Source organism: Pseudomonas putida (assembly GCF_050989985.1).
Classification (GTDB): domain Bacteria; phylum Pseudomonadota; class Gammaproteobacteria; order Pseudomonadales; family Pseudomonadaceae; genus Aquipseudomonas; species Aquipseudomonas putida_AI.
Map to the genome: position 1 here is coordinate 2,827,971 of NZ_CP158815.1, position 19,257 is coordinate 2,847,227.

Here is a 19,257-nt window from a genome sequence, read left to right on the forward strand (position 1 = left end):
GTTCCCTGTGGGAGCGAGCCGGCTCGCGATGGCCGCGACGCGGCCCAAGGCCAAGTGCCGAATTATGCCTGCCCCAAATGCGCCGCCGCCAACAGCTCCTTGGTGTACGGGTGCTGGGGTGAATCGAACACCTCATGGCTGGCGCCACTTTCCACTACCTTGCCGTCCTTGATCACGATCATGTCGTGGGCCAGGGCGCGTACCACCGACAGGTCATGGCTGATGAACAGATAGGTCAGGCCATGTTTTTCCTGGAGCTGGCGGAGCAGGGCGACCACTTGTTTTTGAACGGTGCGATCCAGCGCCGAGGTCGGTTCGTCCAGCAGGATCAGTGCCGGCTTGAGGACCAACGCCCGGGCGATGGCGATGCGTTGGCGCTGACCGCCGGAGAATTCGTGGGGATAGCGATGGCGGCTTTGCGGATCGAGACCGACTTCCTGCAGCGCCCGAATCACCTCGGCGTTGCATTCCTCGGTGCTCAACTCGCTGTGGACTTCCAGGCCTTCGCAGATGATCTGCTCCACGGACATCCGGGGGCTGAGGCTGCCAAAGGGATCCTGGAACACCACCTGCATCTGCTTGCGCCAGGGTCGCAGCTGATTCTGCGTCAGGCCGTCCAGCGCCTGGCCCTGAAAACGAATGCTGCCCTCGGAGTCGAGCAGGCGCAGGATCGCCTGGCCCAGGGTGGACTTGCCGGAACCGGACTCGCCGACGATGCCCAGGGTCTTGCCGCGTTGCACATTCAGGCTGATGCCATCCACGGCCTTGAGGTAGGTCTTGCGCTGGAACACCCCACCACTGACAGGGAACTGCACCCGCAGATTGTCCACTTCCAGCACGTTTTCACGCTCGTCACGGGGCAGCGCTTCACCCTCCGGTTCGGCGTTGAGCAGCACGCAGCTGTAGGGATGTTTCGGTTCGGTGAACAGGGTTTCGCAGGGCGCTTGCTCGACGATTTCACCGGCTTTCATTACACAGACGCGCTGGGCAATGCTGCGCACCAGGTTGAGGTCATGGCTGATCAGCAGCAGCGACATGTTGAGCCGCTGTTGCAGGGATTTGAGCAGCAGCAGGATCTTGCGCTGCACGGTGACGTCCAGCGCGGTGGTAGGCTCGTCGGCGATCAGCAGTTCCGGCTCGCAGGCCAGGGCCATGGCGATCATCACCCGCTGGCGCTGGCCGCCGGATAATTGATGGGGGTAAGCCTTGAGCCGCTCCTTGGGGTTCTTGATGCCCACCAGATGCAGCAATTCGAGGATGCGCGCCTGCGCCGCCTTGCCGGCCATGCCTTTGTGCACCAGCAGCGTTTCGCCAATCTGCTTTTCGATGCTGTGCAAGGGATTGAGGGAGGTCATCGGCTCCTGGAAGATCATGGCGATGCGGTTACCGCGCAACTGCCGCAGCCGCTTGGCATCGGCGCCCACCAGTTCCTGGCTGCGATAACGGATGCTGCCGGTGGTTTCGGTGCCGCATTCGGGCAGCAATTGCAGGATCGAGTGGGCGGTCACCGACTTGCCCGACCCCGACTCGCCGACCAGCGCCAGGCATTCGCCGGGACGGATGTCCAGGCACAGGTTGCGCACCACGGTCTGGCCACTGAAGGCCACGCTGAGGTCACGGATTTCGATCAGGTTAATGCTCATGTCTACAGCCCGAGTCAGGATCGCGGATCAAGATCGCGGATCAAAAGCGTCACGCAACGCTTCGCCGATGAATACCAGTAAGGAAAGAATCAACGCCAGGGTAAAAAACGCGGTTAGCCCAAGCCATGGCGCTTGCAGGTTCTGCTTGCCCTGGCCGATCAGTTCGCCCAGTGAAGCGCTACCGGCGGGCATGCCGAAGCCGAGGAAATCCAGAGCAGTGAGGGTCGAAATGGCACCGGTCAGGATGAACGGCAGATAACTCAAGGTCGCGTTCATGGCGTTGGGCAGGATGTGCCGCACGATGACTTTGCGATCGGTCAGACCCAGCGCCCTGGCGGCCTTGACGTATTCCAGGTTGCGCCCGCGCAGGAACTCGGCACGCACCACGTCCACCAGCGCCAGCCAGGAAAACAGCGCCATGATCCCCAGCAACCACCAGAAGTTGGGTTCGACGAAACCCGACAGGATGATCAGCAGGTACAGCACCGGCAACCCCGACCAGACCTCCTGCAGGCGCTGTCCGAGCAAGTCGACCCAGCCGCCGTAATAGCCTTGCAACGCGCCTGCGGCAATGCCGATCAGTGCGCTGACGAAGGTCAGCATCAAGGCAAACAGGATGGAGACGCGGGCACCGAAAATCACCCGGGCCAGCACGTCCCGCGCCTGATCATCGGTACCCAGCCAGTTCACGTTCGACGGCGGGCTGGGGGCCGGTTTGTTCAGGTCGTAATTGGGTGTGTCGTCGCTGAACGGAATCGGCGGAAACAACAGCCAGCCGCCATCCTTCTTGATCAGCTGCTGCACGTAGTCGCTGCGGTAATCGGCCTGGAACGGCAGTTGTCCGCCGAATTCCTGCTCGGTGTAACGCTTGAAGGTCGGGAAGTACCACTGGCCCTGATAGCTGACCACCAGTGGCTTGTCGTTGGCGATCAGTTCGCCACCCAGGGTCAGCAGGAACAGGCCGACAAACAGCCACAGCGACCACCAGCCGCGACGGTTTTTCTTGAAGCGCTCGAAACGACGACGGCCGAGCGGCGAAAGCTTGAACATCAGGCATTCCTCGCGGCGAAGTCGATACGCGGGTCGACCAGGGTGTAGCACAGGTCGCCCACCAGTTTTATCAGCAGGCCGAACAAGGTGAAGATGAACAGCGAACCGAACACCACCGGGTAGTCGCGCGATACCGCGGCCTCATAGCTCATGCGGCCCAGGCCATCGAGGGAGAAGATCACTTCGATCAGCAGGGAACCGGCAAAAAATACGCTGATGAACGCCTGGGGAATCCCCGACACCACCAGCAACATCGCATTGCGGAACACGTGGCCGTACAGCACTCGCCGTTCACTCAGGCCCTTGGCACGGGCGGTGACCACGTACTGGCGGGTGATTTCATTGAGGAACGAGTTTTTGGTCAGGATGGTCAGGGTCGCGAAACCGCCGATCACCAACGCCGTGACCGGCAGCACCAGATGCCAGAAATAGTCGGTGACTTTGCCCAGCGTCGACAGTGAGTCAAAGTTGTCCGACACCAGCCCGCGTACCGGAAACCAGTTCAGCGAAGTGCCGCCAGCAAAGACCACAATCAGGAACATCGCGAACAGGAACGCCGGCATTGCATAGCCGATGATGATGGCGGTGCTGCTCCAGATATCGAAATGACTGCCGTGATGCACGGCCTTGCGGATGCCCAGCGGAATCGATACCAGGTAGGTGATCAGCGTGGCCCAGAGCCCGAGGGAAATGGTCACCGGCATTTTCTGCAGGATCAGGTCGGTGACGGTGGCGCCCCTGAAGAAGCTTTTACCGAAGTCCAGTCGCGCATAGCTGGTGAGCATCAGCCACAGCCGCTCATGGGCGGGCTTGTCGAAACCGTATTGTTTTTCGATGTCCTTGATCAGTTGCGGGTCGAGGCCGCGACTGGCTCGGGACGTACCGCTGGAGGTTTCGCCGGAACCACCGCCGGCGTTGACGCCACCAATGCCCTGCAGGTGGGCGATGGCCTGTTCCACCGGGCCACCCGGAGCGGCCTGGACGATGACGAAGTTGACCAGAAGAATGATGAACAGCGTCGGGATGATCAGCAGCAGACGCCGTAGTATGTAAGCCCACATTAATGCGGTCCTCCAGGGCTGCCACGGCGAATGCGTTCGGCGGTCATTTGCTGATTGGTCAGCGGCGTGGTGCTCACTTCCCACCAGCTCTCGATGGCTTCGTCATTGCTGGCCTGTACATTCGGGATGCCGAATCGATTCCACCACACGGTGGAGGTTCCCGGCGGGTAATAGTTGGGAATCCAGTAGTAATTCCATTGCAGCACGCGGTCCAGCGCATGGGCGTAGCGCAGCATGTTGGCCTTTGTGTCGGCGCGCACCAGGCCGTTGATCAGGGTGTCCACCGCCGGGTTCTTCAGCACCATGTAGTTGTTGGAGCCAGGATCATTGGCCGCGGCGGAACCGAAATAGTTGAACAGCTCGCCACCCGGAGACGTGGTGACCGGATAGCCGGTGACGATCATGTCGTAGTCGCGGCTCATCAGGCGGTTGACGTATTGCGAGGCGTCGATGCGGCGGATGTTCAGGTCGATGCCGATCTGCTTCAGGGTACGCTTGTACGGCAGCAGCAAGCGATCCATGCCGTTCTGGCTGACCAGGAAAGTGAAGCTCAGCGGTTCACCGTCGGCGTTGACCAGTTGATCGCCGTCGGGTTTCCAGCCGGCCTGTTCGAGCAATGCCAGTGCTTGCAGCTGTTTGTCACGGATCACGCCGCTGCCATCGGTTTTCGGCGCTTGGAACACCTTAGTGAAGACTTCGTCGGGAATCTGCCCGCGCAAGGGTTCGAGAATCGCCAGCTCGCCGGCATCCGGCAATTGCCGGGCGGCGAGTTCGGTGTTGGAAAAGAAGCTCTGCTGGCGGATGTACAGATTGCGCATCATCTGCCGGTTGCTCCATTCGAAATCCCAGAGCATGACCAGCGCCTGGCGCACCCGGCGATCCTGGAACATCGGCTTTTGCAGGTTGAACACAAAACCCTGGCTCGGTTGCGGAGCTTCAACGGCCAGATGGGCCTTTTGCAGGCGACCGTCGCTCAACGCGGGGCTGTCATAACCGATTGAGTAGCCGGTGGCGGAAAACTCGCGGTTGTAGTCGTAGGCGCCACCACGCAGGACCTGGCGGGCAACGTCGGTATCGCCGAAGTATTCGATGCTGAAGTGATCGAAGTTGTAGAGGCCGCGGCTGACCGGCAAGTCCTTGCCCCACCAGTCGGGGTTGCGTTCGAAGGTAATGCTGCGCCCGGAATCGACTTTGCCTACCTTGTACGGTCCGCTGCCCAGCGGCGCTTCATAGCCACCGCCACCGGCGAAATCGCGGGTTTTCCACCAGTGCTCGGGAAACACCGGAAGGGTGGCGATGTCCAGGGGCAGCGTGCGATTTTCGTTGTTTTTGAAGTCGAAGCGCACGGTCGATGGCGATTCCACCTCGACGCCTTTGACGTCGGCGAACTGCGTGCGATAACGCAGGCTGCCCTGGGTCATCAGCAAGTCGAAGGTGTAGCGAACGTCTTCGGCGGTAATGGGTTTGCCATCGGCAAAACGTGCCTTGGGGTTGAGATAGAAACGCAGAGAGAGACCGTCATCGGAGCGCTCCATCTGCTGGGCCACCAGGCCATACACGGTATAGGGTTCGTCCAGCGAGCGCTGGGCCAGGGGCGAGTAGAGCAGGCCATCGATCTGGGTAACGCCGATGCCCTTGTCGATGTAAGGCAAGACGTGGTCGAAAAGACCAATTTCGATCGCCGAGCGCCGCATCGTGCCGCCCTTGGGCGCCTGGGGATTGGCGTAGGCGAAGTGACTGAAGCCGGCAGGGTACTTGGCCGGTTCGCCGTATACGGTCAGCGCATGTTGCGGTGCAGCGTTCACACCGACGGCGCCCAACAACAGGGCCACGGCAGTGAAAAATACAGTTGGGAAAGCCAGTCGCATTGTCAGCCTTAGAGCCGGGTGGTCGATAACGACAATTTGTACGCTAGCGGCGCGTCCCTCGCCAGCCGAATTCGTAGCCGAAACACGACGGCCCACCAAAAGGCGGGCCGTTGTGAGCAAAAACCGGGCGTCGATCAGTCCTGACGGCTGGTGACTTCCAGCAGGTGGTAGCCAAACTGGGTCTTGACGGGGCCTTGCACGACGTTGATCGGTGCGCTGAAGACCACGGTGTCGAATTCCTTGACCATCTGGCCTGGACCGAACGAGCCCAGGTCACCGCCCTGGCGGCTGGAAGGGCAGGTGGAGTTGGCTTTGGCGACTTCGGCGAAGTCTGCGCCAGCCTCGATCTGAGCCTTGAGTTCGTTGCACTTGGCTTCGCTGGCAACGAGGATGTGGCGGGCAGTGGCTTTGGCCATGGGGAAATACTCCTTTCAATGTTCGGTAAAGTTGGGAGCCTACCGGATTCAGTGAGCTATTTCTCCTGTAGGAGCGAGCTTGCTCGCGAAATATGTCTGATCAACGCGGGCTTTCATGCAAGAAGCATTATCGTTGCTGTCCATCGCGAGCGAGCCCGGCGCCTGTAAATGACGGGTATCACGATCAAAGACCGGCTTTTTTCAAGCGTTCAGCGTGTTGCACATAGAGGTCAACCGGGTCGAAGGAGTGTTTTGCCGCAAGGCCAGTCTGGCGCAGGGTTTCCAGATGATCGAGGGGGTAGTCCGAACGGATGACTGTACCCAGGTGGGAGCTGTAGCGGCCGACCATGCCATCGTTTTGCTCGGCCTCATTAACGAAATACCGGGAAAATGCGCGCAAGCAGTTGTGCAGCGGATGGATCGTTTTAAGTCCTCCTTCGAGGAGGCTGCCCTGCAAGGTGCCGCTCCAGGAGTAGTAGCGGACACCATTCTCCAGCTCACTACCCTGGCCGCCCCTGGTTTTCGGGAGCCCCTGGGGGTATTTGCCATTGAATGCGTCCACACTCTCGCTGGTCAGGGCATTTAGCGCGGCAAGGGCATCCTGCGGCAACTGACGGTGGCCGCCGAGTAATGCCAGAAAATCGGCGAACAACGTCGCGACCGTCTCGGCGATGTGTTCTGGCAGATGTCCGGGGATGAGCGCCTTGCGCAGGAAATCTGCCAGTTCCGAGCCATGATTCGGGCCGCTGACGGACGTCACCGAGGCCACCGACTCCGGTGCCACCGCCCCCGCGTAACGAGCGGCCAGCGCGCCTTGACTGTGACCGATCAGATTGACCTTGGTCGCGCCCGTCCCTTGCAAGACACGCTTGATCTGCGCCAGCAATTGTTCGCCACGTGTCTCGTTGCTGTGGGCGGCCGAGAGGTAAGGTACGAAGACCCGTGCGCCTGCATTTCTAAGGGCCTGTTTGATGTCATGGAAGAGTTCGAAGTTGCTGATTCGGTCAAAGCCGAAAAGCCCGTGGACCAGCAGAATCGGGTGGTATGTGGCTGCATTCCGTTGCATGTTCAATGTCCTTTTTCTGGCATTCAGGGTGGTGCCTTGCGGCTCACTCTAAAACACGCGGACCTGCTCGCGATGTATGAATAGGACTCGGTAGGCGGTCGAAAACGGATTAGGTAGACGACGAAAAGGCGGGTGCAATGACGATCCCGATCGGGGCGGTCCGCTGCCTTTTCGTCAGGTTTCTGCGCGATCAATCACGCTGCGCGCGCAGCCGCTCCGCTGCCTGGCGCAATAGCTGTTCCGTCCCGTTCCAACCCAGGCAACCGTCGGTGACCGACACTCCATATTTCAGCGATGGGCTCAACGGCTGGCAGCCCTCGAACAAATGACTTTCGATCATCATGCCGATCAGCGAGCGATCGCCTTGCAGGCGTTGCTCCAGTACGTCGTTGAACACAGCTGGTTGGCGGAGCGGGTCCTTGCCGCTGTTGGCGTGGCTGCAGTCCACCATGATCCGGGCCGGGATCTTCAATTTCGTCAGGTCGCTGTTCACCTTGGCCACGCTGGCGCGGTCGTAGTTCGGGCCGTTGTGGCCGCCGCGCAGTACCAGGTGGGTGTCTGCATTGCCCGGGGTCTGAATGATCGCGGGGTGTCCCTGGCTATCCACGCCGAAATGGCGATGGGGATGGGCGGCCGATCGCATGGCGTCGCTGGCCACCGTGACACCGCCGTCGGTGCCGTTTTTGAAACCCACCGGCATGTTCAGGCCGCTGGCCATCTCGCGATGGATTTGCGATTCGGTGGTGCGGGCGCCAATGGCGACCCAACTGAGCAGGTCGTCAAAGTACCCGGCAGCCATGGGTTGCAGCAGTTCGGTGGCCACCGGCAAGCCCAGCATGAGCATTTCGCGCATCAGCTCGCGGGAGAGGGTCAGGCCGCCAGCCATGTCGTCGCTGCCGTCCAGGTGTGGATCATAGGCCAGGCCTTTCCAGCCAACGGTCGTGCGGGGCTTTTCGACATAGGCGCGCATGACCAGCAACATCTCATCGCTGACTTCGGCGGACAGGCGTGCCAGGTGGGTGGCGTATTCGAGCGCGGACTTCGGGTCGTGAATGGAGCAGGGGCCGACGATAACCAGCAGACGGGAATCTTCACCGTTGAGGATCGCGCGGACGGCCTGGCGGTGGGCGGCGACTTGTTGGCTCAGGGCGTTGGTGAGCGGCAGTTGCTGTTTGAGTTGCAATGAGCTGGGCAGACGCTGGGTCAGCGCTTCATTGGCAGGGTTCAGGATGGACAGCGGCAAAGCAGAGACGGACGAGTTCATGTTCAGGCTTCCTGGCAGGCGGCGGGTTCGTTCCCGCGCGCTCGGCCCTATTGGGGTGTTCGACAATTGGCCAAATTGGCTGCGTGTGTTTGCTTGCCACCTGTGGGTGACCGATCGGAGGCGGCAGGCTGTCCCGAGCGGAGGGTGGTAAATCGCCAGGCGGTAAAACTGTCGTAACGGTAATAAGTGGCGTAGTTCATGGTGTCGATCCTCTAAATGTCTGGTGTGTCAAAACAAAATGTCAGGGGCTGAAAAAACAAAACCCCCGGTCGGGAGGCCGACCGGGGGTTGAGAATTCTCTGGTGGCGACCCGTTTAAAGTGGGCGCCGTGTGGGTATCAGGCGCGCCAGTGGCTAAACCAATACCCAAAATAAAAGCTGACCGGGGCACAAACGTGATTCACCCGGGCAGCCGCAACCGAGCGCAGGGCGCTTGCGGTACGTAGCTGTAAGCGGGTGTTTAACATGATGCGTCTCCGATGGATGCACCGAGCTTACTAGAGCCCGGCACGAGGATTCAATCAGAAAATGCTATCGATTACAGGCAGCGCTTTCTATTGCTTGAGCGCCTTGTCGGTTGTGACACACTTTGACTTCTGCAAACCGGAAACGAGGCGTAATGGAATTTGAATGGCGTGAGGCCACTGATCGCGATCTCGATTTTGCTCGCGAACTGACCTGCAGCAATATGCTGCGTTATTACATTCAGCACGATTTGCTGTGGCAGGACGAAGCATTCGACGTCGCCTGGGCCGGACGTGAAAGTCGCGTCATCGTGCATGGCGAGGATCGACTGGGGTATGTGAGTCTGAGTCGGGATGCCAGGGCCCTGTACATTCGTGAGCTACAGATCGCCGAGGCGTTTCGCGGGAAGGGCGCAGGTTCCTGGGCGATCGATCAGGTATTTGCCATCGCCTGCCAGGAGCGACGCCCGGCATTGCGCTTGACGGTCTTTGAAAACAATCCGGCGCGGGCGTTGTATGAAAGAAAGGGATTACAGGTGGTCGGAACTGATGCGTGTTTCCTGAAAATGCAGCGCGACACCACCCGCCCGATTGTCTGAAACACGCTTGGCACAGGGCTTTGCAAGATAACTGGAAACTTTTTATGTGACGCTTTCCGCTAGGTCTGCCAGTTCCTTTTTGCTAAGGTGTCGACAACCCACTAAGACCATATCGCGAGGTGTCTGCTTGATTAGGGTGCTAGTAGTCGATGACCATGATCTCGTTCGTACGGGTATTACACGAATGCTGGCTGACATCGATGGCCTGCAAGTAGTCGGCCAGGCTGAATCGGGTGAGGAATCCTTGCTCAAGGCTCGTGAGCTCAAGCCCGATGTGGTGTTGATGGACGTCAAGATGCCCGGCATCGGTGGTCTCGAAGCCACTCGCAAGCTGTTGCGCAGCCATCCGGACATCAAGGTTGTCGCGGTAACGGTATGTGAGGAAGACCCGTTTCCTACACGTTTGTTGCAGGCCGGCGCTGCGGGATACCTGACCAAGGGCGCGGGTTTGCCGGAAATGGTCCAGGCCATTCGCCTGGTATTTGCCGGTCAGCGCTACATCAGTCCGCAGATTGCCCAGCAGTTGGCAATCAAATCCTTCCAGCCCACCAATGATTCTCCCTTCGATGCCCTGTCCGAACGCGAGATCCAGATCGCGTTGATGATCGTCGGTTGTCAGAAGGTCCAGATCATTTCCGACAAGCTGTGCCTGTCCCCAAAAACCGTGAATACATACCGTTACCGCATTTTCGAAAAGCTTTCGATCAGCAGTGATGTCGAGTTGACGCTGTTGGCGGTTCGTCACGGCATGGTAGATGCCAGCCTCTGAAAATGACTGAAAACTTTGATCCAAGCGCCTTTCTGTCAACCGTCAGTGGGCGTCCAGGTGTGTATCGCATGTTCGACAGCGATGCGCGCCTGCTGTATGTCGGCAAGGCCAAGAATCTCAAGAATCGCCTGTCGAGCTATTTCCGCAAAACCGGCCTGGCACCCAAGACCGCCGCGTTGGTTGCGCGTATCGCCCAGGTCGAGACGACCATTACCGCCAACGAAACCGAGGCGCTACTGCTTGAGCAGACGCTGATCAAGGAGTGGCGGCCGCCGTACAACATCCTTCTGCGCGACGACAAATCCTACCCCTACGTCTTTCTGTCCGATGGCCAGTTCCCTCGATTGAGCATTCATCGGGGTGCAAAAAAGGCCAAGGGCAAGTATTTCGGTCCTTACCCCAGTGCCGGCGCGATTCGTGAAAGCCTGAGCCTGCTGCAAAAGACATTTTTCGTTCGCCAGTGCGAAGACAGCTATTACAAGAACCGCACGCGTCCTTGCCTGCAGTATCAGATCAAGCGCTGCAAAGCGCCTTGTGTCGGCTTGGTCGAACCTGAAGTCTACGCCGAGGACGTACGTCACTCGGTGATGTTCCTTGAAGGTCGCAGTAATGCGCTCAGCGATGAGCTGTCGGCCGCCATGGAGGAGGCCGCGATCAATCTCGAGTTCGAGCGTGCCGCCGAGTTGCGCGACCAGATCGCGCTGCTGCGACGGGTTCAGGACCAGCAGAGCATGGAAGGCGGGAGCGGCGATGTCGATGTGATCGCGGCGTTCGTCAACCCGGGTGGCGCCTGCGTCCATTTGATCAGTGTGCGCGGCGGACGGGTGCTCGGCAGCAAGAACTTTTTCCCGCAAGTCGGTATTGAAGAAGACGTTTCCGAGGTCATGGCTGCATTTCTTGGTCAATACTTCGTCAGTAGTCCAGAGCGCGACTTGCCGAGTGAACTGATTGTCAACGTGGTTCACGATGATTTTCCGACGCTGATCGCGGCTATTGAAGAGTTGCGGGGGCGTGAGTTGACCATCAGTCATCGGGTGCGTGGTACGCGCGCACGGTGGCAGCAACTGGCGGTCACCAATGCCGAGCAGGCCCTGAGCGCACGCCTGGCAAATCGTCAGCACATCACGGCGCGTTTCGATGCGCTCGCGCAAGTGCTGAATCTCGACGAGCAACCACAGCGTCTCGAGTGTTACGACATCAGTCACTCCAGTGGTGAAGCGACCGTGGCGTCGTGTGTGGTGTTCGGCCCTGAAGGGCCGATCAAGTCCGACTATCGTCGCTACAACATCGAAGGCGTGACGGCCGGCGATGACTACGCCGCGATGCATCAGGCGCTGACCCGACGCTTCAGCAAGCTGAAGGACGGGGAGGGCAAGCTGCCGGACATTCTGCTGGTGGACGGCGGCAAGGGTCAGCTATCCATGGCCCGCGATGTGCTCAATGAGCTGGCGGTGCCGGATCTGATCCTGCTCGGCGTGGCCAAGGGGGCGACGCGCAAGGCCGGTTTCGAAACCCTCTATCTCAATGATGCCGCTCATGAGTTCACGCTTCGGGGTGATTCTCCCGCGCTGCATTTGATCCAGCAGATTCGCGACGAAGCTCACCGCTTTGCCATCACCGGGCACCGCGCTCGCCGCGGAAAAACCCGCCGAACGTCTACACTCGAGGGCGTTGCCGGAGTAGGGCCGACACGTCGCCGCGATTTGTTGAAACATTTTGGTGGATTGCAGGAGCTGTCTCGTGCCAGCATCGAAGAGATCGCCAAAGCACCCGGGATCAGTAAAAAGCTCGCAGAGTTGATTTATGCAAATCTGCACAGCGAGTAGAATGCCACCTCACCTCGTAGCCAGTTGTGCCGATGAATATCCCTAATCTGATTACCGTTCTACGCGTTCTGCTCATACCGATCTTCATTTTGCTGTTCTACCTGCCTTATCAGTGGAGTTACCTGGCATCAGCCTCGGTCTTCGCGTTTGCCGCTGCCACCGATTGGCTTGACGGGTACCTGGCCCGCCGTCTGGAGCAAAGTACGCCATTCGGGGCGTTTCTCGATCCCGTAGCCGACAAGTTGATGGTTGCCGTTGCACTGGTGCTGCTGGTGCAGGAACACGGCAATTTTTGGCTTACGTTGCCGGCTGCAGTGATCATCGGTCGTGAGATCGTGGTCTCCGCCCTGCGCGAATGGATGGCCGAACTGGGCGCCCGTGCTCATGTCGCCGTGTCCAACCTGGGCAAATGGAAAACCGCCGCGCAGATGCTGGCGTTGGTGATCCTGCTGGCTAATCCGTCGGACTTCAGCTTCTGGGTGTTGTTGGGTTACGCCTTGTTGATGGTGTCTGCCGGCCTGACGTTGTGGTCCATGGTCCAATACTTGCGGGCTGCCTGGCCGCATCTGAAGACCGACGTTGAAAAGAAATAAAACTTTTTTGAATCAAAGGGTTGACGGGGCTTCTGGATTCTATAGAATGCGCCACACCAAGACGCGGGAATAGCTCAGTTGGTAGAGCACGACCTTGCCAAGGTCGGGGTCGCGAGTTCGAGTCTCGTTTCCCGCTCCAAGTTTTACACATTTGATGTTGTTGCTACTGACAGCAAATGTTCTGAGGCCGAGTAGCAAAATGGTTATGCAGCGGATTGCAAATCCGCCTACGCCGGTTCGATTCCGACCTCGGCCTCCACTATAAACAACCCCGTAGATCGATGATCTACGGGGTTTTTTGTTGCCCTCAAGAAAGTCTCTTCCTGTAGCGACTCGCCGGGCCTTCCGACGCGAAATCGAAGCCTCCCATTCCGAGTTATCGAGCATCCGGTACAACCCGCCAATCAACGACAAGCAAGGCAGGAGTCCTGTTCCTGCAATTTTCCCGGTATTTTCAGGGATACCTGATTTCTGTGAGGTGACCTTGTCGATAGTGTTACTTACCAGTGGTGTCCTCCGGAGCAAATATGAATCAGGGAACACTGACGTCAAGTTTGAAGTAAGTCGCCTTCTACCCAAGGATTCACTATGAACGATGACAATCCACTAATAAAAACTATTGCTCTTGAGCGGCCAGCTCCGAAAGTTGTACAGGGAATAATCGATGGCCTCCACAAGCTGGAACGCAGTGCGCTGTCTACGCGATTCAATTATCTCGTCAACGGTCAGTCCGGAAACTCTTGCGAATTCGATCTTGGCGTCTGTACCGGCTACGCCGATATGCTGTTCTTTGCCGGTCGAATCGACGCCAGGCAACAACATGCTTTGACATCCTATGCACTGGATCTGAGTCTGGGTTGAGAGGAAAACGCACTCAATGTTGTGCCCTGGTTTCGGCGCGCAGGGAGAGTGTTCGACCAATTTGATATCCGCGCAGAAGTGGCGTGTGATTGCCGAGTTCTGGAAGAATCCTGAAAAAAGCTTCGTAGGTTGATGATTTAAGAAGTTTTTTATTTTTGGTATCAGCAAGAATTAGTCTTGAAAATCACACATGCAACCTTGCTTCACCGGAGCGGGATGTATATATTTCCCCCCTCTGATTCACCGCGCTACCGCCCGAATGGCGAAACTGGTAGACGCATGGGACTTAAAATCCCCCGCTCGTAAGGGCGTGCCGGTTCGATTCCGGCTTCGGGCACCATAGATATCAAGGGCTTGCATGAGATTCTTCATGCAGGCCCTTATCTTTTTTTCCGCAATAAAAAAAATCCTTTCCGCAATTCTGTGCCAGCTGTCACTTCGTCGGGGTTACTTTCTTACCCTTGCGCATACGGATGTACTGCTCCGTCATGCCGACTGTAGTGTGTCCCAATTGATCACGAGCCTCCCTGATGTTGCCTGTCGATTCCTCCTTGTCCGTTGCGGCTTTGGCCCGCAAATCCCTCATTTGAAATTCAGATTTCGGGATGCCCGCTGCTTCTCGCGCATCATCAAATCTCTTTCTGAGCATGCTTGGTGTCATTGGCTGTCCTGACTCCATGACTACCAGGCGAGTCGATCTGATCTTATGCCCCGACTTGCGGGCCATGATGCGATCGACCACCATCTTTAATTCGCCAATTATTTCGATACGACGTTTCGCGCCGGTCTTTCCCTGACGAACGGCAAGCTTTCCATCCCGGATATCCCGCTCGTCCATTTTCAGCGTGTCGGCGATCCGTTGTCCGGTCAGGTAAAACAGATCCAATGCGTCTCGCAACGGCTGGTCGGCTTGTTCGTAAGCCTTAGCAAATACGTCATCCTCGACATAGACATCTCGTCCGGTCTCCTTATTGCCTTTCACTCCGGAGCAGGGGTTGGCTAAAGAGGTGTAGCCACTTTCCCTGGCAAAGTTCCAGATGGCGCTGAGCAAGGCCTTTTCTCGGTTTGCTCGAACTGGGGCGGTTTTGCCTCGATGCCGAAGATACTGGGCGACGTGTTGAGGTTCTATTGCTTCCAGCGGTGCAGGTGGGTCGTTGAAGAAAAGCAGTAAGTTTTTGAGTTCCCGGGCGTTGTCTCGCTGGGTGGCTATTCCTTTGGTCGGAACTACCTCGTCCATGTAAATCTGGGCGACATAGGCGAAGGTCAGCACTTTCTGAGTCAGAGCCTGGGACACGCGAGTTTGTTCGAGCTTGGCGTATTCGATGATGGCTTTGCCATAGTCTGTTCCCAGCGAAATCTCCTTGCGAGGTTTGCCGCCGGTGTCATACAGATAATAAATGGTGCTGCCGCGTTTTCTCTCGCGCAGCCGGGGGATGCTCCCCGGTTTTGTTGGACGCCTTCCCATTTAACCGATCACCCGCGGTTTCCAAACCAGCTTTTCCGGTGGGGTAACAGGGTCACCGCTGAGCGACGAGGCGATTACACACGGCCAGCCATTTCGCTTGATGGTGTGACGAATTCCATTGCGCTTTAGCACGGTGATCTGGCCAGCCTTGGTTTTGGCTCCGGTCAATTCGCAAACCTGCTCGTGGTTGAGAAACAGGATGTTCATGCTGCCTCCTTGCTAATCAATAGTGAGCGCTTTGAATGCGCTCGCAGCCACGACTGGAACCTGTCCGTTGCCAATGGCCTTAAGTCGGTCCATCCGATGGGCCACCCCATCAGCCACTCGACCCATTCCGGGTTCAGATGACCACCATCCAGCGCCATCACAGCGTGATCCAATCGGTCGTTCGAGCGATCGGCTCCGGATCGGCGAGTCAATGCTGCAGGAGAGGACCCCTTTGCCATGCTGGCCACCGGCGTCGGCCATCGTCGGAGTGGTGTCTTCTGCGATGAGCCAGATTCGATCCCGCTGATGCGGGGCACCAAGGTCAGCCGCGCCGATAACACCCCATCGCGCGTCGTACCCCATTTCGGCAAGGTCACCGAGCACGACGGCAAGACCTCTTCCCACAAGCAATGGTGAGTTCTCCAGCTCGACGTAGCGCGGTCGTACCTCATCGGTAATTCGTGCCATCTGTCGCCATAGTCCGGAGCGGGCACCTTCGATGCCCAGCCCATTTCCTGCGGCCGAGATGTCTTGGCAAGGAAATCCCCCTGAAACCACGTCAACAAAGCCTCGCCATGGCCGTCCGTCAAAACTGCACACGTCAGACCAAATCGGGAAAGGCGGGAGCAGTCCATCGGTTTGTCGTTGCGCCAGAACCTGTGCGGCGTAGGCATCACGCTCAACGGCGCAGACCGTGCGCCATCCGAGCAGGTGGCCGCCGAGTATTCCGCCACCAGCGCCTGCGAAAAGAGCCAGCTCATTCACGCGGCCTCCTGCTCTATGGGCTCCAGCACCGCGGCCATAGCAAGTGCTTGTGTGCGGAGTGCAACGGATTCACGTTCGAGTTTTTTTCCTGTGCGAAATGCGGCGAATGTTTCGGCCGCGATTCTTAGTTGTTCTGCAATGGCCAACAGGGTCTGGTGCTCTGCCTCTCCAAACTTTGAAGCGGCGAGTGCCTGCTCGTAATGGGAGTACAGTTGCGTGTGATGAGTTTGAGCCTGGTCAAGCGATAGCTGCAGGTTGCGGATCGATTCCGAATCATCCGATTGCTGAATGACTTTGCCTTCGTCAATGCCTTTATTGCGGCCATCGATTAAGCCGCCGCGATATCCGACCCAATAGAGGAGGGCGAATAACAGGAATAGAGCGATCAGGGCGCTAATTTGAATTGCTGTCATGTGCTGTGCCTCGGTAGGCCCGACGCCGGGATTTTTGATGAGAGGCCGGCGACGGGATGTTGTTACTTGGATTGAGTGATTACGCGCTGAACGTGCCCAGGATCAGGGTTGCGGCGCCGCCGACTTCTTTGGCGAGGGTCGTTTTGAACTCTTGGGCGATTTCTTCGACTTGCTGCTCTTCACCGGCCCAGCGCAGTTTTAGAGTTGGCTTGTCGTCGCCGGTCAGGATGCTGAGCTTCAGGGTGAAAACGCGGGTGCCCAGGCCGTCGTAGGGGATCAGTGAGAAGTGCAGGGCTTCCACGCGAGATTCGGCGTTCGCCGCCTCGATGCTGTCCATGGCGCTGCGAGCGGCGCCGAAGTTGTGTTCGCTGGTTGTGGCAGTGCTGCGGGCTTCGATGGTGATGTTGCGCACGCTGGCGACCGCTGCACTGATTGTCATGGACCCGCCGCCTTCTTTCGTTGCAGTTAGGTTCAAGTGCCAGTCCTCGATCCATTCCGCCAGTTCACGCTGGCTGAGTTTCTTGCTGGCGATTTGTTGAAGCGCCTTGTAGGCAGCGGTTGGCTTGAGTTTGAGAGTTGCAATGTCATCCGCATGGCCCGGCGCGTCGTCCGTGCCGAGGTTGAAGTACACCTGGCAGCTCATGCTGTCCTGATCAATGAAGCCTTTCGCGGCAGGTCCGCTGCGAGAGATCGCGTATTGGGCGAAGTCGCGTAGGCTGTTGGTGTGCAGCGCGCCGCGAAAGCGGGAGCGAAGAGCTTGGAACTGTTCCAGGTTGTGAATCTTCACGCCGGCGGGTAGGGCGGTCACCGGGACCAGTGTGGCGGGCAACTCGCTGGCTGAGTGGGCTTGGTCGATGATCAGTTCGAGCGTGTCTTTGCTGAGTGGCATTGGTATTTCCCTTTTGGTGAGAGGACTTGGGGTTGCCTACAGGTGTCTGCCTTATCGGGCGGGCACCGGGGTGTCTGCTTTGTCGAAGAGCTGCGACGTCGGGTCGTTCTGGAACAGGGTCAGCCCTTGCGGGGTGAGGTAGAGCGGCGTGTCGAGGGTCGAGTCTTCACGCAACTTTCCGCGTTTGGTGGGTTGGGAGAAGTCCAAGGTGTGGCTGACCGCAACCTGGTTGCTCTGGCCGATCTGCTTCATCTTCAGCTTGATGGTCACTTCGCCGGCCTTGCCGTGATCAATGACGCCGGCGGCGACGTTCGACAGGGCTTGGCCGACCTGTTGGGCGAAGACGCCGGCATTGAGTGAGTTGAAGAAATCGTTCGTGTCTGTGGCTTTCATGTGCTGTGCCTCATTGGGTTTGTGTTGTTTTCCCCTGAACGGCAGGGGCCACCGGTGAATCAGGCCGCTTGCTTCGCTGCTTGGGCGTCGAGGAAGTCGGCCAGGTCGTGCAGGTAAACCACGCGCTTTGCTCGCGCCGAGTCGTGCAGGCGCTTCACGACCAACTGGATGCGGCCTGCTTTGATTTCTTCCAGCAGGTAGCGATCGGTGCGGATGTGGGTGAAGTACTGTTCACGTACTGCGGTCAGGGACGGGCAGGGCGTGGCGAACTGTTTGCGTAGCTGATCGAGGGTGTTGCTCATGCGGTAACCTCCCCGAACCCCTCCGAAGGGGGTGACAACTTCATGCGGATCAGTTCGGCCAGGCCTTCTTTGCTTTTGCCCATGGCGGCGGCGCAGATCTGGCCTTTTCCGTCCGTGACCACGGCGCCGAATGGGTATTTCGGTGAGTTGGTTGGGGTGACATAGGCCACCTGGCCGTCTTGGATCACGTTGTTGACGCTGCGGAATACTTCGGCCAGTTCGGTGCTCAAGGCCGGCATGCTTTCCAGCAACTGGACGGCTTCGGTCGAGTCGCCGATGAGCGTGGCTCGGCTGATGACGCCCGGGCAAGTGAGGAAGATCGGAATCAACTTCAATGCGCCGAGGGCGAGTGTGTACGCGTTGGCGTGGTTGGTCTTCATGCGGCGGCGTCCTTGTTCGTGATGGTGATTCCCAGTTTTTTTGCCAGCCAGTCCACTCCGCTCTCTTTCACCATCACCACGGAGTAGTGACGGCATGTGTTGAGCGATTCGATCCGGGTGCTGCGCGGGTCCGAATACAGATGGCCTTGGTCGCGGTATTTGCTGGCCAGATCGCCGCTGCTGTTCAATATGCCCAGTTCCCGCAACCTAGTGCGGAAGGCGCGGGGCTTGAGTCCGAGTACGGCGGCCGTTTCGTCCAGGGTGCGGTTCATGGCGCTGTCCTCAGGCAGCAAGGAGTTTGCGAGCGGCGTCCAGCAGTGCTTGCGACTCTTCCAGCATTTGCTGAATTTGCCTCGGGCGACTGGGTTGCTCTTGCACGGGAGCCGGTGCTGCCGATTCGATGCGGCCGTTGGCAATGTCTTGAATGAAGTCCCGCAGCTTCAGGTGGTTGGCCGGGTCCGAGCGCTTGAGGGTCAACTGGCCGGTATGGTCGCCGAAATCAACGCCAATGACGGCGCTGCGCTCGGTGAGCTCGACCTTGAATTTGGCCTGGATGGTTTGCTCTGGTCGGTGAAGAGGGCACACGGCGTCGCCGCCAACCTGCAGCATGCGGTGCAGCAGGTCTTGTTTTGCGAGTGGAATGAGATAGCTGTTCATGCTGCATCGCCTCCGAATGGCCAGGTGCTTTCGGTGGCGGAGGTGTCGCTGGGCGCGATAGCCGCGGTGCGACCTTTTGGGGTGGTGATGACCAGCAGGCCGGTACGGCGCTGGATGGCTTCGATGGCTGCCCGGTTACTGCACACTGATGGGTGCAGGTAAACCGGGCAGCGGGTGTTGCTGTGCTGTGTGGTTTGCATGGCTCGTACTCTTTGGTGAGAGGGGTACGAGATTTAGATTACAAGAAAACACGTTATTAACAACATGATTTTTTGTATTGTTTTTTTGTAGGCACAAAAAAGCCCGC

General features: G+C 58.4%; 23 protein-coding genes and 3 tRNA genes. 8 read left to right on the forward strand and 18 right to left on the reverse strand.

Annotated elements, in window-relative coordinates:
- Positions 1 to 62: 62 nt before the first annotated feature.
- From ABTV29_RS13080 to ABTV29_RS13110, 7 genes are all read right to left on the reverse strand, one after another.
- Positions 63 to 1,643 (reverse strand): ABC transporter ATP-binding protein, encoded by a 1,581-nt coding sequence (locus ABTV29_RS13080; protein WP_433770813.1) that lies wholly within the window; start codon positions 1,641 to 1,643, stop codon positions 63 to 65.
- 27 nt (positions 1,644 to 1,670) lie between these two features.
- Positions 1,671 to 2,693: an ABC transporter permease gene (locus ABTV29_RS13085; RefSeq protein WP_433770815.1), complete on the reverse strand. Its 1,023-nt coding sequence runs from the start codon at positions 2,691 to 2,693 to the stop codon at positions 1,671 to 1,673.
- A complete protein-coding gene (locus ABTV29_RS13090) occupies positions 2,693 to 3,754 on the reverse strand; it encodes a microcin C ABC transporter permease YejB (RefSeq protein ID WP_433770817.1) in 1,062 nt (353 codons plus the stop codon). The genes ABTV29_RS13085 and ABTV29_RS13090 overlap by 1 nt, the downstream gene beginning before the upstream one ends.
- Positions 3,754 to 5,622 carry an extracellular solute-binding protein gene (locus ABTV29_RS13095; protein ID WP_433770818.1) on the reverse strand — a complete coding sequence of 623 codons (1,869 nt, stop codon included), beginning with the start codon at positions 5,620 to 5,622 and terminating at the stop codon, positions 3,754 to 3,756. Before ABTV29_RS13095 ends, ABTV29_RS13090 begins: the two co-directional genes overlap by 1 nt.
- 134 nt (positions 5,623 to 5,756) lie before the next feature.
- Complete coding sequence (locus tag ABTV29_RS13100; RefSeq protein ID WP_007984657.1) at positions 5,757 to 6,038, reverse strand: peptidylprolyl isomerase; 282 nt, start codon at positions 6,036 to 6,038, stop codon at positions 5,757 to 5,759.
- A gap of 184 nt (positions 6,039 to 6,222) precedes the next feature.
- The gene (locus ABTV29_RS13105) at positions 6,223 to 7,104 is read right to left on the reverse strand and encodes an esterase/lipase family protein (RefSeq protein WP_433770820.1); all 882 of its coding nucleotides are present in this window, start codon (positions 7,102 to 7,104) and stop codon (positions 6,223 to 6,225) included.
- A 190-nt stretch (positions 7,105 to 7,294) separates the two neighbouring features.
- Positions 7,295 to 8,368 carry a 3-deoxy-7-phosphoheptulonate synthase gene (locus ABTV29_RS13110; protein WP_433770822.1) on the reverse strand — a complete coding sequence of 358 codons (1,074 nt, stop codon included), beginning with the start codon at positions 8,366 to 8,368 and terminating at the stop codon, positions 7,295 to 7,297.
- A 618-nt stretch (positions 8,369 to 8,986) separates the two neighbouring features.
- On the opposite strand from ABTV29_RS13110, the gene ABTV29_RS13115 reads away from it, so the two are divergent.
- From ABTV29_RS13115 to ABTV29_RS13150, 8 genes are all read left to right on the forward strand, one after another.
- Positions 8,987 to 9,430, forward strand: coding sequence for a GNAT family N-acetyltransferase (locus ABTV29_RS13115; protein ID WP_433770824.1), 444 nt, complete (start codon positions 8,987 to 8,989; stop codon positions 9,428 to 9,430).
- Between the two features lie 127 nt (positions 9,431 to 9,557).
- The gene (gene gacA, locus ABTV29_RS13120; protein WP_008015884.1) at positions 9,558 to 10,199 is read left to right on the forward strand and encodes a response regulator transcription factor GacA; all 642 of its coding nucleotides are present in this window, start codon (positions 9,558 to 9,560) and stop codon (positions 10,197 to 10,199) included.
- A 2-nt stretch (positions 10,200 to 10,201) separates the two neighbouring features.
- Complete coding sequence (gene uvrC, locus ABTV29_RS13125) at positions 10,202 to 12,025, forward strand: excinuclease ABC subunit UvrC (RefSeq protein WP_433770827.1); 1,824 nt, start codon at positions 10,202 to 10,204, stop codon at positions 12,023 to 12,025.
- Positions 12,026 to 12,057: 32 nt separating this feature from the next.
- On the forward strand, positions 12,058 to 12,618 hold the full coding sequence (gene pgsA / locus ABTV29_RS13130) for a CDP-diacylglycerol--glycerol-3-phosphate 3-phosphatidyltransferase (RefSeq protein WP_433770829.1): 561 nt from the start codon (positions 12,058 to 12,060) through the stop codon (positions 12,616 to 12,618).
- A 63-nt stretch (positions 12,619 to 12,681) separates the two neighbouring features.
- A tRNA-Gly gene (locus tag ABTV29_RS13135) sits at positions 12,682 to 12,757 on the forward strand.
- Positions 12,758 to 12,803: 46 nt separating this feature from the next.
- Positions 12,804 to 12,877: transfer RNA gene (locus ABTV29_RS13140), tRNA-Cys, on the forward strand.
- A 329-nt stretch (positions 12,878 to 13,206) separates the two neighbouring features.
- A complete protein-coding gene (locus tag ABTV29_RS13145) occupies positions 13,207 to 13,479 on the forward strand; it encodes a hypothetical protein (protein ID WP_433770831.1) in 273 nt (90 codons plus the stop codon).
- A 253-nt stretch (positions 13,480 to 13,732) separates the two neighbouring features.
- Positions 13,733 to 13,819: transfer RNA gene (locus tag ABTV29_RS13150), tRNA-Leu, on the forward strand.
- A 93-nt stretch (positions 13,820 to 13,912) separates the two neighbouring features.
- Here the strand turns inward: ABTV29_RS13150 and ABTV29_RS13155 are convergent.
- The 11 genes from ABTV29_RS13155 to ABTV29_RS13205 form a co-directional block, all read right to left on the reverse strand.
- The gene (locus ABTV29_RS13155; RefSeq protein WP_433770833.1) at positions 13,913 to 14,944 is read right to left on the reverse strand and encodes a site-specific integrase; all 1,032 of its coding nucleotides are present in this window, start codon (positions 14,942 to 14,944) and stop codon (positions 13,913 to 13,915) included.
- Positions 14,945 to 15,151, reverse strand: a complete 207-nt coding sequence (locus ABTV29_RS13160) for a DUF4224 domain-containing protein (protein WP_433770835.1) — start codon at positions 15,149 to 15,151, stop codon at positions 14,945 to 14,947.
- A gap of 12 nt (positions 15,152 to 15,163) precedes the next feature.
- Positions 15,164 to 15,916 (reverse strand): DNA cytosine methyltransferase, encoded by a 753-nt coding sequence (locus ABTV29_RS13165; RefSeq protein ID WP_433770836.1) that lies wholly within the window; start codon positions 15,914 to 15,916, stop codon positions 15,164 to 15,166.
- Entirely contained in the window at positions 15,913 to 16,329 is a 417-nt protein-coding gene (locus ABTV29_RS13170; protein WP_433770838.1) for a hypothetical protein, read from the reverse strand. Before ABTV29_RS13170 ends, ABTV29_RS13165 begins: the two co-directional genes overlap by 4 nt.
- 79 nt (positions 16,330 to 16,408) lie before the next feature.
- Entirely contained in the window at positions 16,409 to 17,218 is an 810-nt protein-coding gene (locus tag ABTV29_RS13175) for a DUF2303 family protein (protein WP_433770839.1), read from the reverse strand.
- 51 nt (positions 17,219 to 17,269) lie between these two features.
- Positions 17,270 to 17,611, reverse strand: a complete 342-nt coding sequence (locus tag ABTV29_RS13180; protein WP_433770841.1) for a hypothetical protein — start codon at positions 17,609 to 17,611, stop codon at positions 17,270 to 17,272.
- 59 nt (positions 17,612 to 17,670) lie between these two features.
- Positions 17,671 to 17,913 carry a pyocin activator PrtN family protein gene (locus tag ABTV29_RS13185; RefSeq protein ID WP_433770843.1) on the reverse strand — a complete coding sequence of 81 codons (243 nt, stop codon included), beginning with the start codon at positions 17,911 to 17,913 and terminating at the stop codon, positions 17,671 to 17,673.
- Positions 17,910 to 18,293, reverse strand: coding sequence for a hypothetical protein (locus ABTV29_RS13190; RefSeq protein WP_433770846.1), 384 nt, complete (start codon positions 18,291 to 18,293; stop codon positions 17,910 to 17,912). The genes ABTV29_RS13185 and ABTV29_RS13190 overlap by 4 nt, the downstream gene beginning before the upstream one ends.
- A complete protein-coding gene (locus tag ABTV29_RS13195; RefSeq protein ID WP_433770848.1) occupies positions 18,290 to 18,565 on the reverse strand; it encodes a hypothetical protein in 276 nt (91 codons plus the stop codon). Before ABTV29_RS13195 ends, ABTV29_RS13190 begins: the two co-directional genes overlap by 4 nt.
- A 10-nt stretch (positions 18,566 to 18,575) precedes the next feature.
- Positions 18,576 to 18,950: a hypothetical protein gene (locus tag ABTV29_RS13200; RefSeq protein WP_433770849.1), complete on the reverse strand. Its 375-nt coding sequence runs from the start codon at positions 18,948 to 18,950 to the stop codon at positions 18,576 to 18,578.
- Positions 18,947 to 19,150, reverse strand: coding sequence for a hypothetical protein (locus ABTV29_RS13205; RefSeq protein ID WP_433770851.1), 204 nt, complete (start codon positions 19,148 to 19,150; stop codon positions 18,947 to 18,949). The genes ABTV29_RS13200 and ABTV29_RS13205 overlap by 4 nt, the downstream gene beginning before the upstream one ends.
- Between the last annotated feature and the right edge of the window lie 107 nt (positions 19,151 to 19,257).

Bases quoted from the DNA above. Each gene is read 5' to 3' on its own strand.
- ABTV29_RS13145 (WP_433770831.1), top strand. From the start codon at position 13,207: ATGAACGATGACAATCCACTAATAAAAACTATTGCTCTTGAGCGGCCA.
- ABTV29_RS13170 (WP_433770838.1), bottom strand. From the start codon at position 16,329: ATGACAGCAATTCAAATTAGCGCCCTGATCGCTCTATTCCTGTTATTC.
- ABTV29_RS13115 (WP_433770824.1), top strand. From the start codon at position 8,987: ATGGAATTTGAATGGCGTGAGGCCACTGATCGCGATCTCGATTTTGCT.
- ABTV29_RS13105 (WP_433770820.1), bottom strand. From the start codon at position 7,104: ATGCAACGGAATGCAGCCACATACCACCCGATTCTGCTGGTCCACGGG.
- ABTV29_RS13180 (WP_433770841.1), bottom strand. From the start codon at position 17,611: ATGAAAGCCACAGACACGAACGATTTCTTCAACTCACTCAATGCCGGC.
- ABTV29_RS13085 (WP_433770815.1), bottom strand. From the start codon at position 2,693: ATGTTCAAGCTTTCGCCGCTCGGCCGTCGTCGTTTCGAGCGCTTCAAG.
- ABTV29_RS13160 (WP_433770835.1), bottom strand. From the start codon at position 15,151: ATGAACATCCTGTTTCTCAACCACGAGCAGGTTTGCGAATTGACCGGA.
- ABTV29_RS13195 (WP_433770848.1), bottom strand. From the start codon at position 18,565: ATGAACCGCACCCTGGACGAAACGGCCGCCGTACTCGGACTCAAGCCC.
- ABTV29_RS13080 (WP_433770813.1), bottom strand. From the start codon at position 1,643: ATGAGCATTAACCTGATCGAAATCCGTGACCTCAGCGTGGCCTTCAGT.
- ABTV29_RS13185 (WP_433770843.1), bottom strand. From the start codon at position 17,913: ATGAGCAACACCCTCGATCAGCTACGCAAACAGTTCGCCACGCCCTGC.
- ABTV29_RS13100 (WP_007984657.1), bottom strand. From the start codon at position 6,038: ATGGCCAAAGCCACTGCCCGCCACATCCTCGTTGCCAGCGAAGCCAAG.
- pgsA (WP_433770829.1), top strand. From the start codon at position 12,058: ATGAATATCCCTAATCTGATTACCGTTCTACGCGTTCTGCTCATACCG.
- ABTV29_RS13090 (WP_433770817.1), bottom strand. From the start codon at position 3,754: ATGTGGGCTTACATACTACGGCGTCTGCTGCTGATCATCCCGACGCTG.
- ABTV29_RS13190 (WP_433770846.1), bottom strand. From the start codon at position 18,293: ATGAAGACCAACCACGCCAACGCGTACACACTCGCCCTCGGCGCATTG.
- uvrC (WP_433770827.1), top strand. From the start codon at position 10,202: ATGACTGAAAACTTTGATCCAAGCGCCTTTCTGTCAACCGTCAGTGGG.
- ABTV29_RS13155 (WP_433770833.1), bottom strand. From the start codon at position 14,944: ATGGGAAGGCGTCCAACAAAACCGGGGAGCATCCCCCGGCTGCGCGAG.
- ABTV29_RS13200 (WP_433770849.1), bottom strand. From the start codon at position 18,950: ATGAACAGCTATCTCATTCCACTCGCAAAACAAGACCTGCTGCACCGC.
- ABTV29_RS13175 (WP_433770839.1), bottom strand. From the start codon at position 17,218: ATGCCACTCAGCAAAGACACGCTCGAACTGATCATCGACCAAGCCCAC.
- ABTV29_RS13095 (WP_433770818.1), bottom strand. From the start codon at position 5,622: ATGCGACTGGCTTTCCCAACTGTATTTTTCACTGCCGTGGCCCTGTTG.
- ABTV29_RS13110 (WP_433770822.1), bottom strand. From the start codon at position 8,368: ATGAACTCGTCCGTCTCTGCTTTGCCGCTGTCCATCCTGAACCCTGCC.
- ABTV29_RS13205 (WP_433770851.1), bottom strand. From the start codon at position 19,150: ATGCAAACCACACAGCACAGCAACACCCGCTGCCCGGTTTACCTGCAC.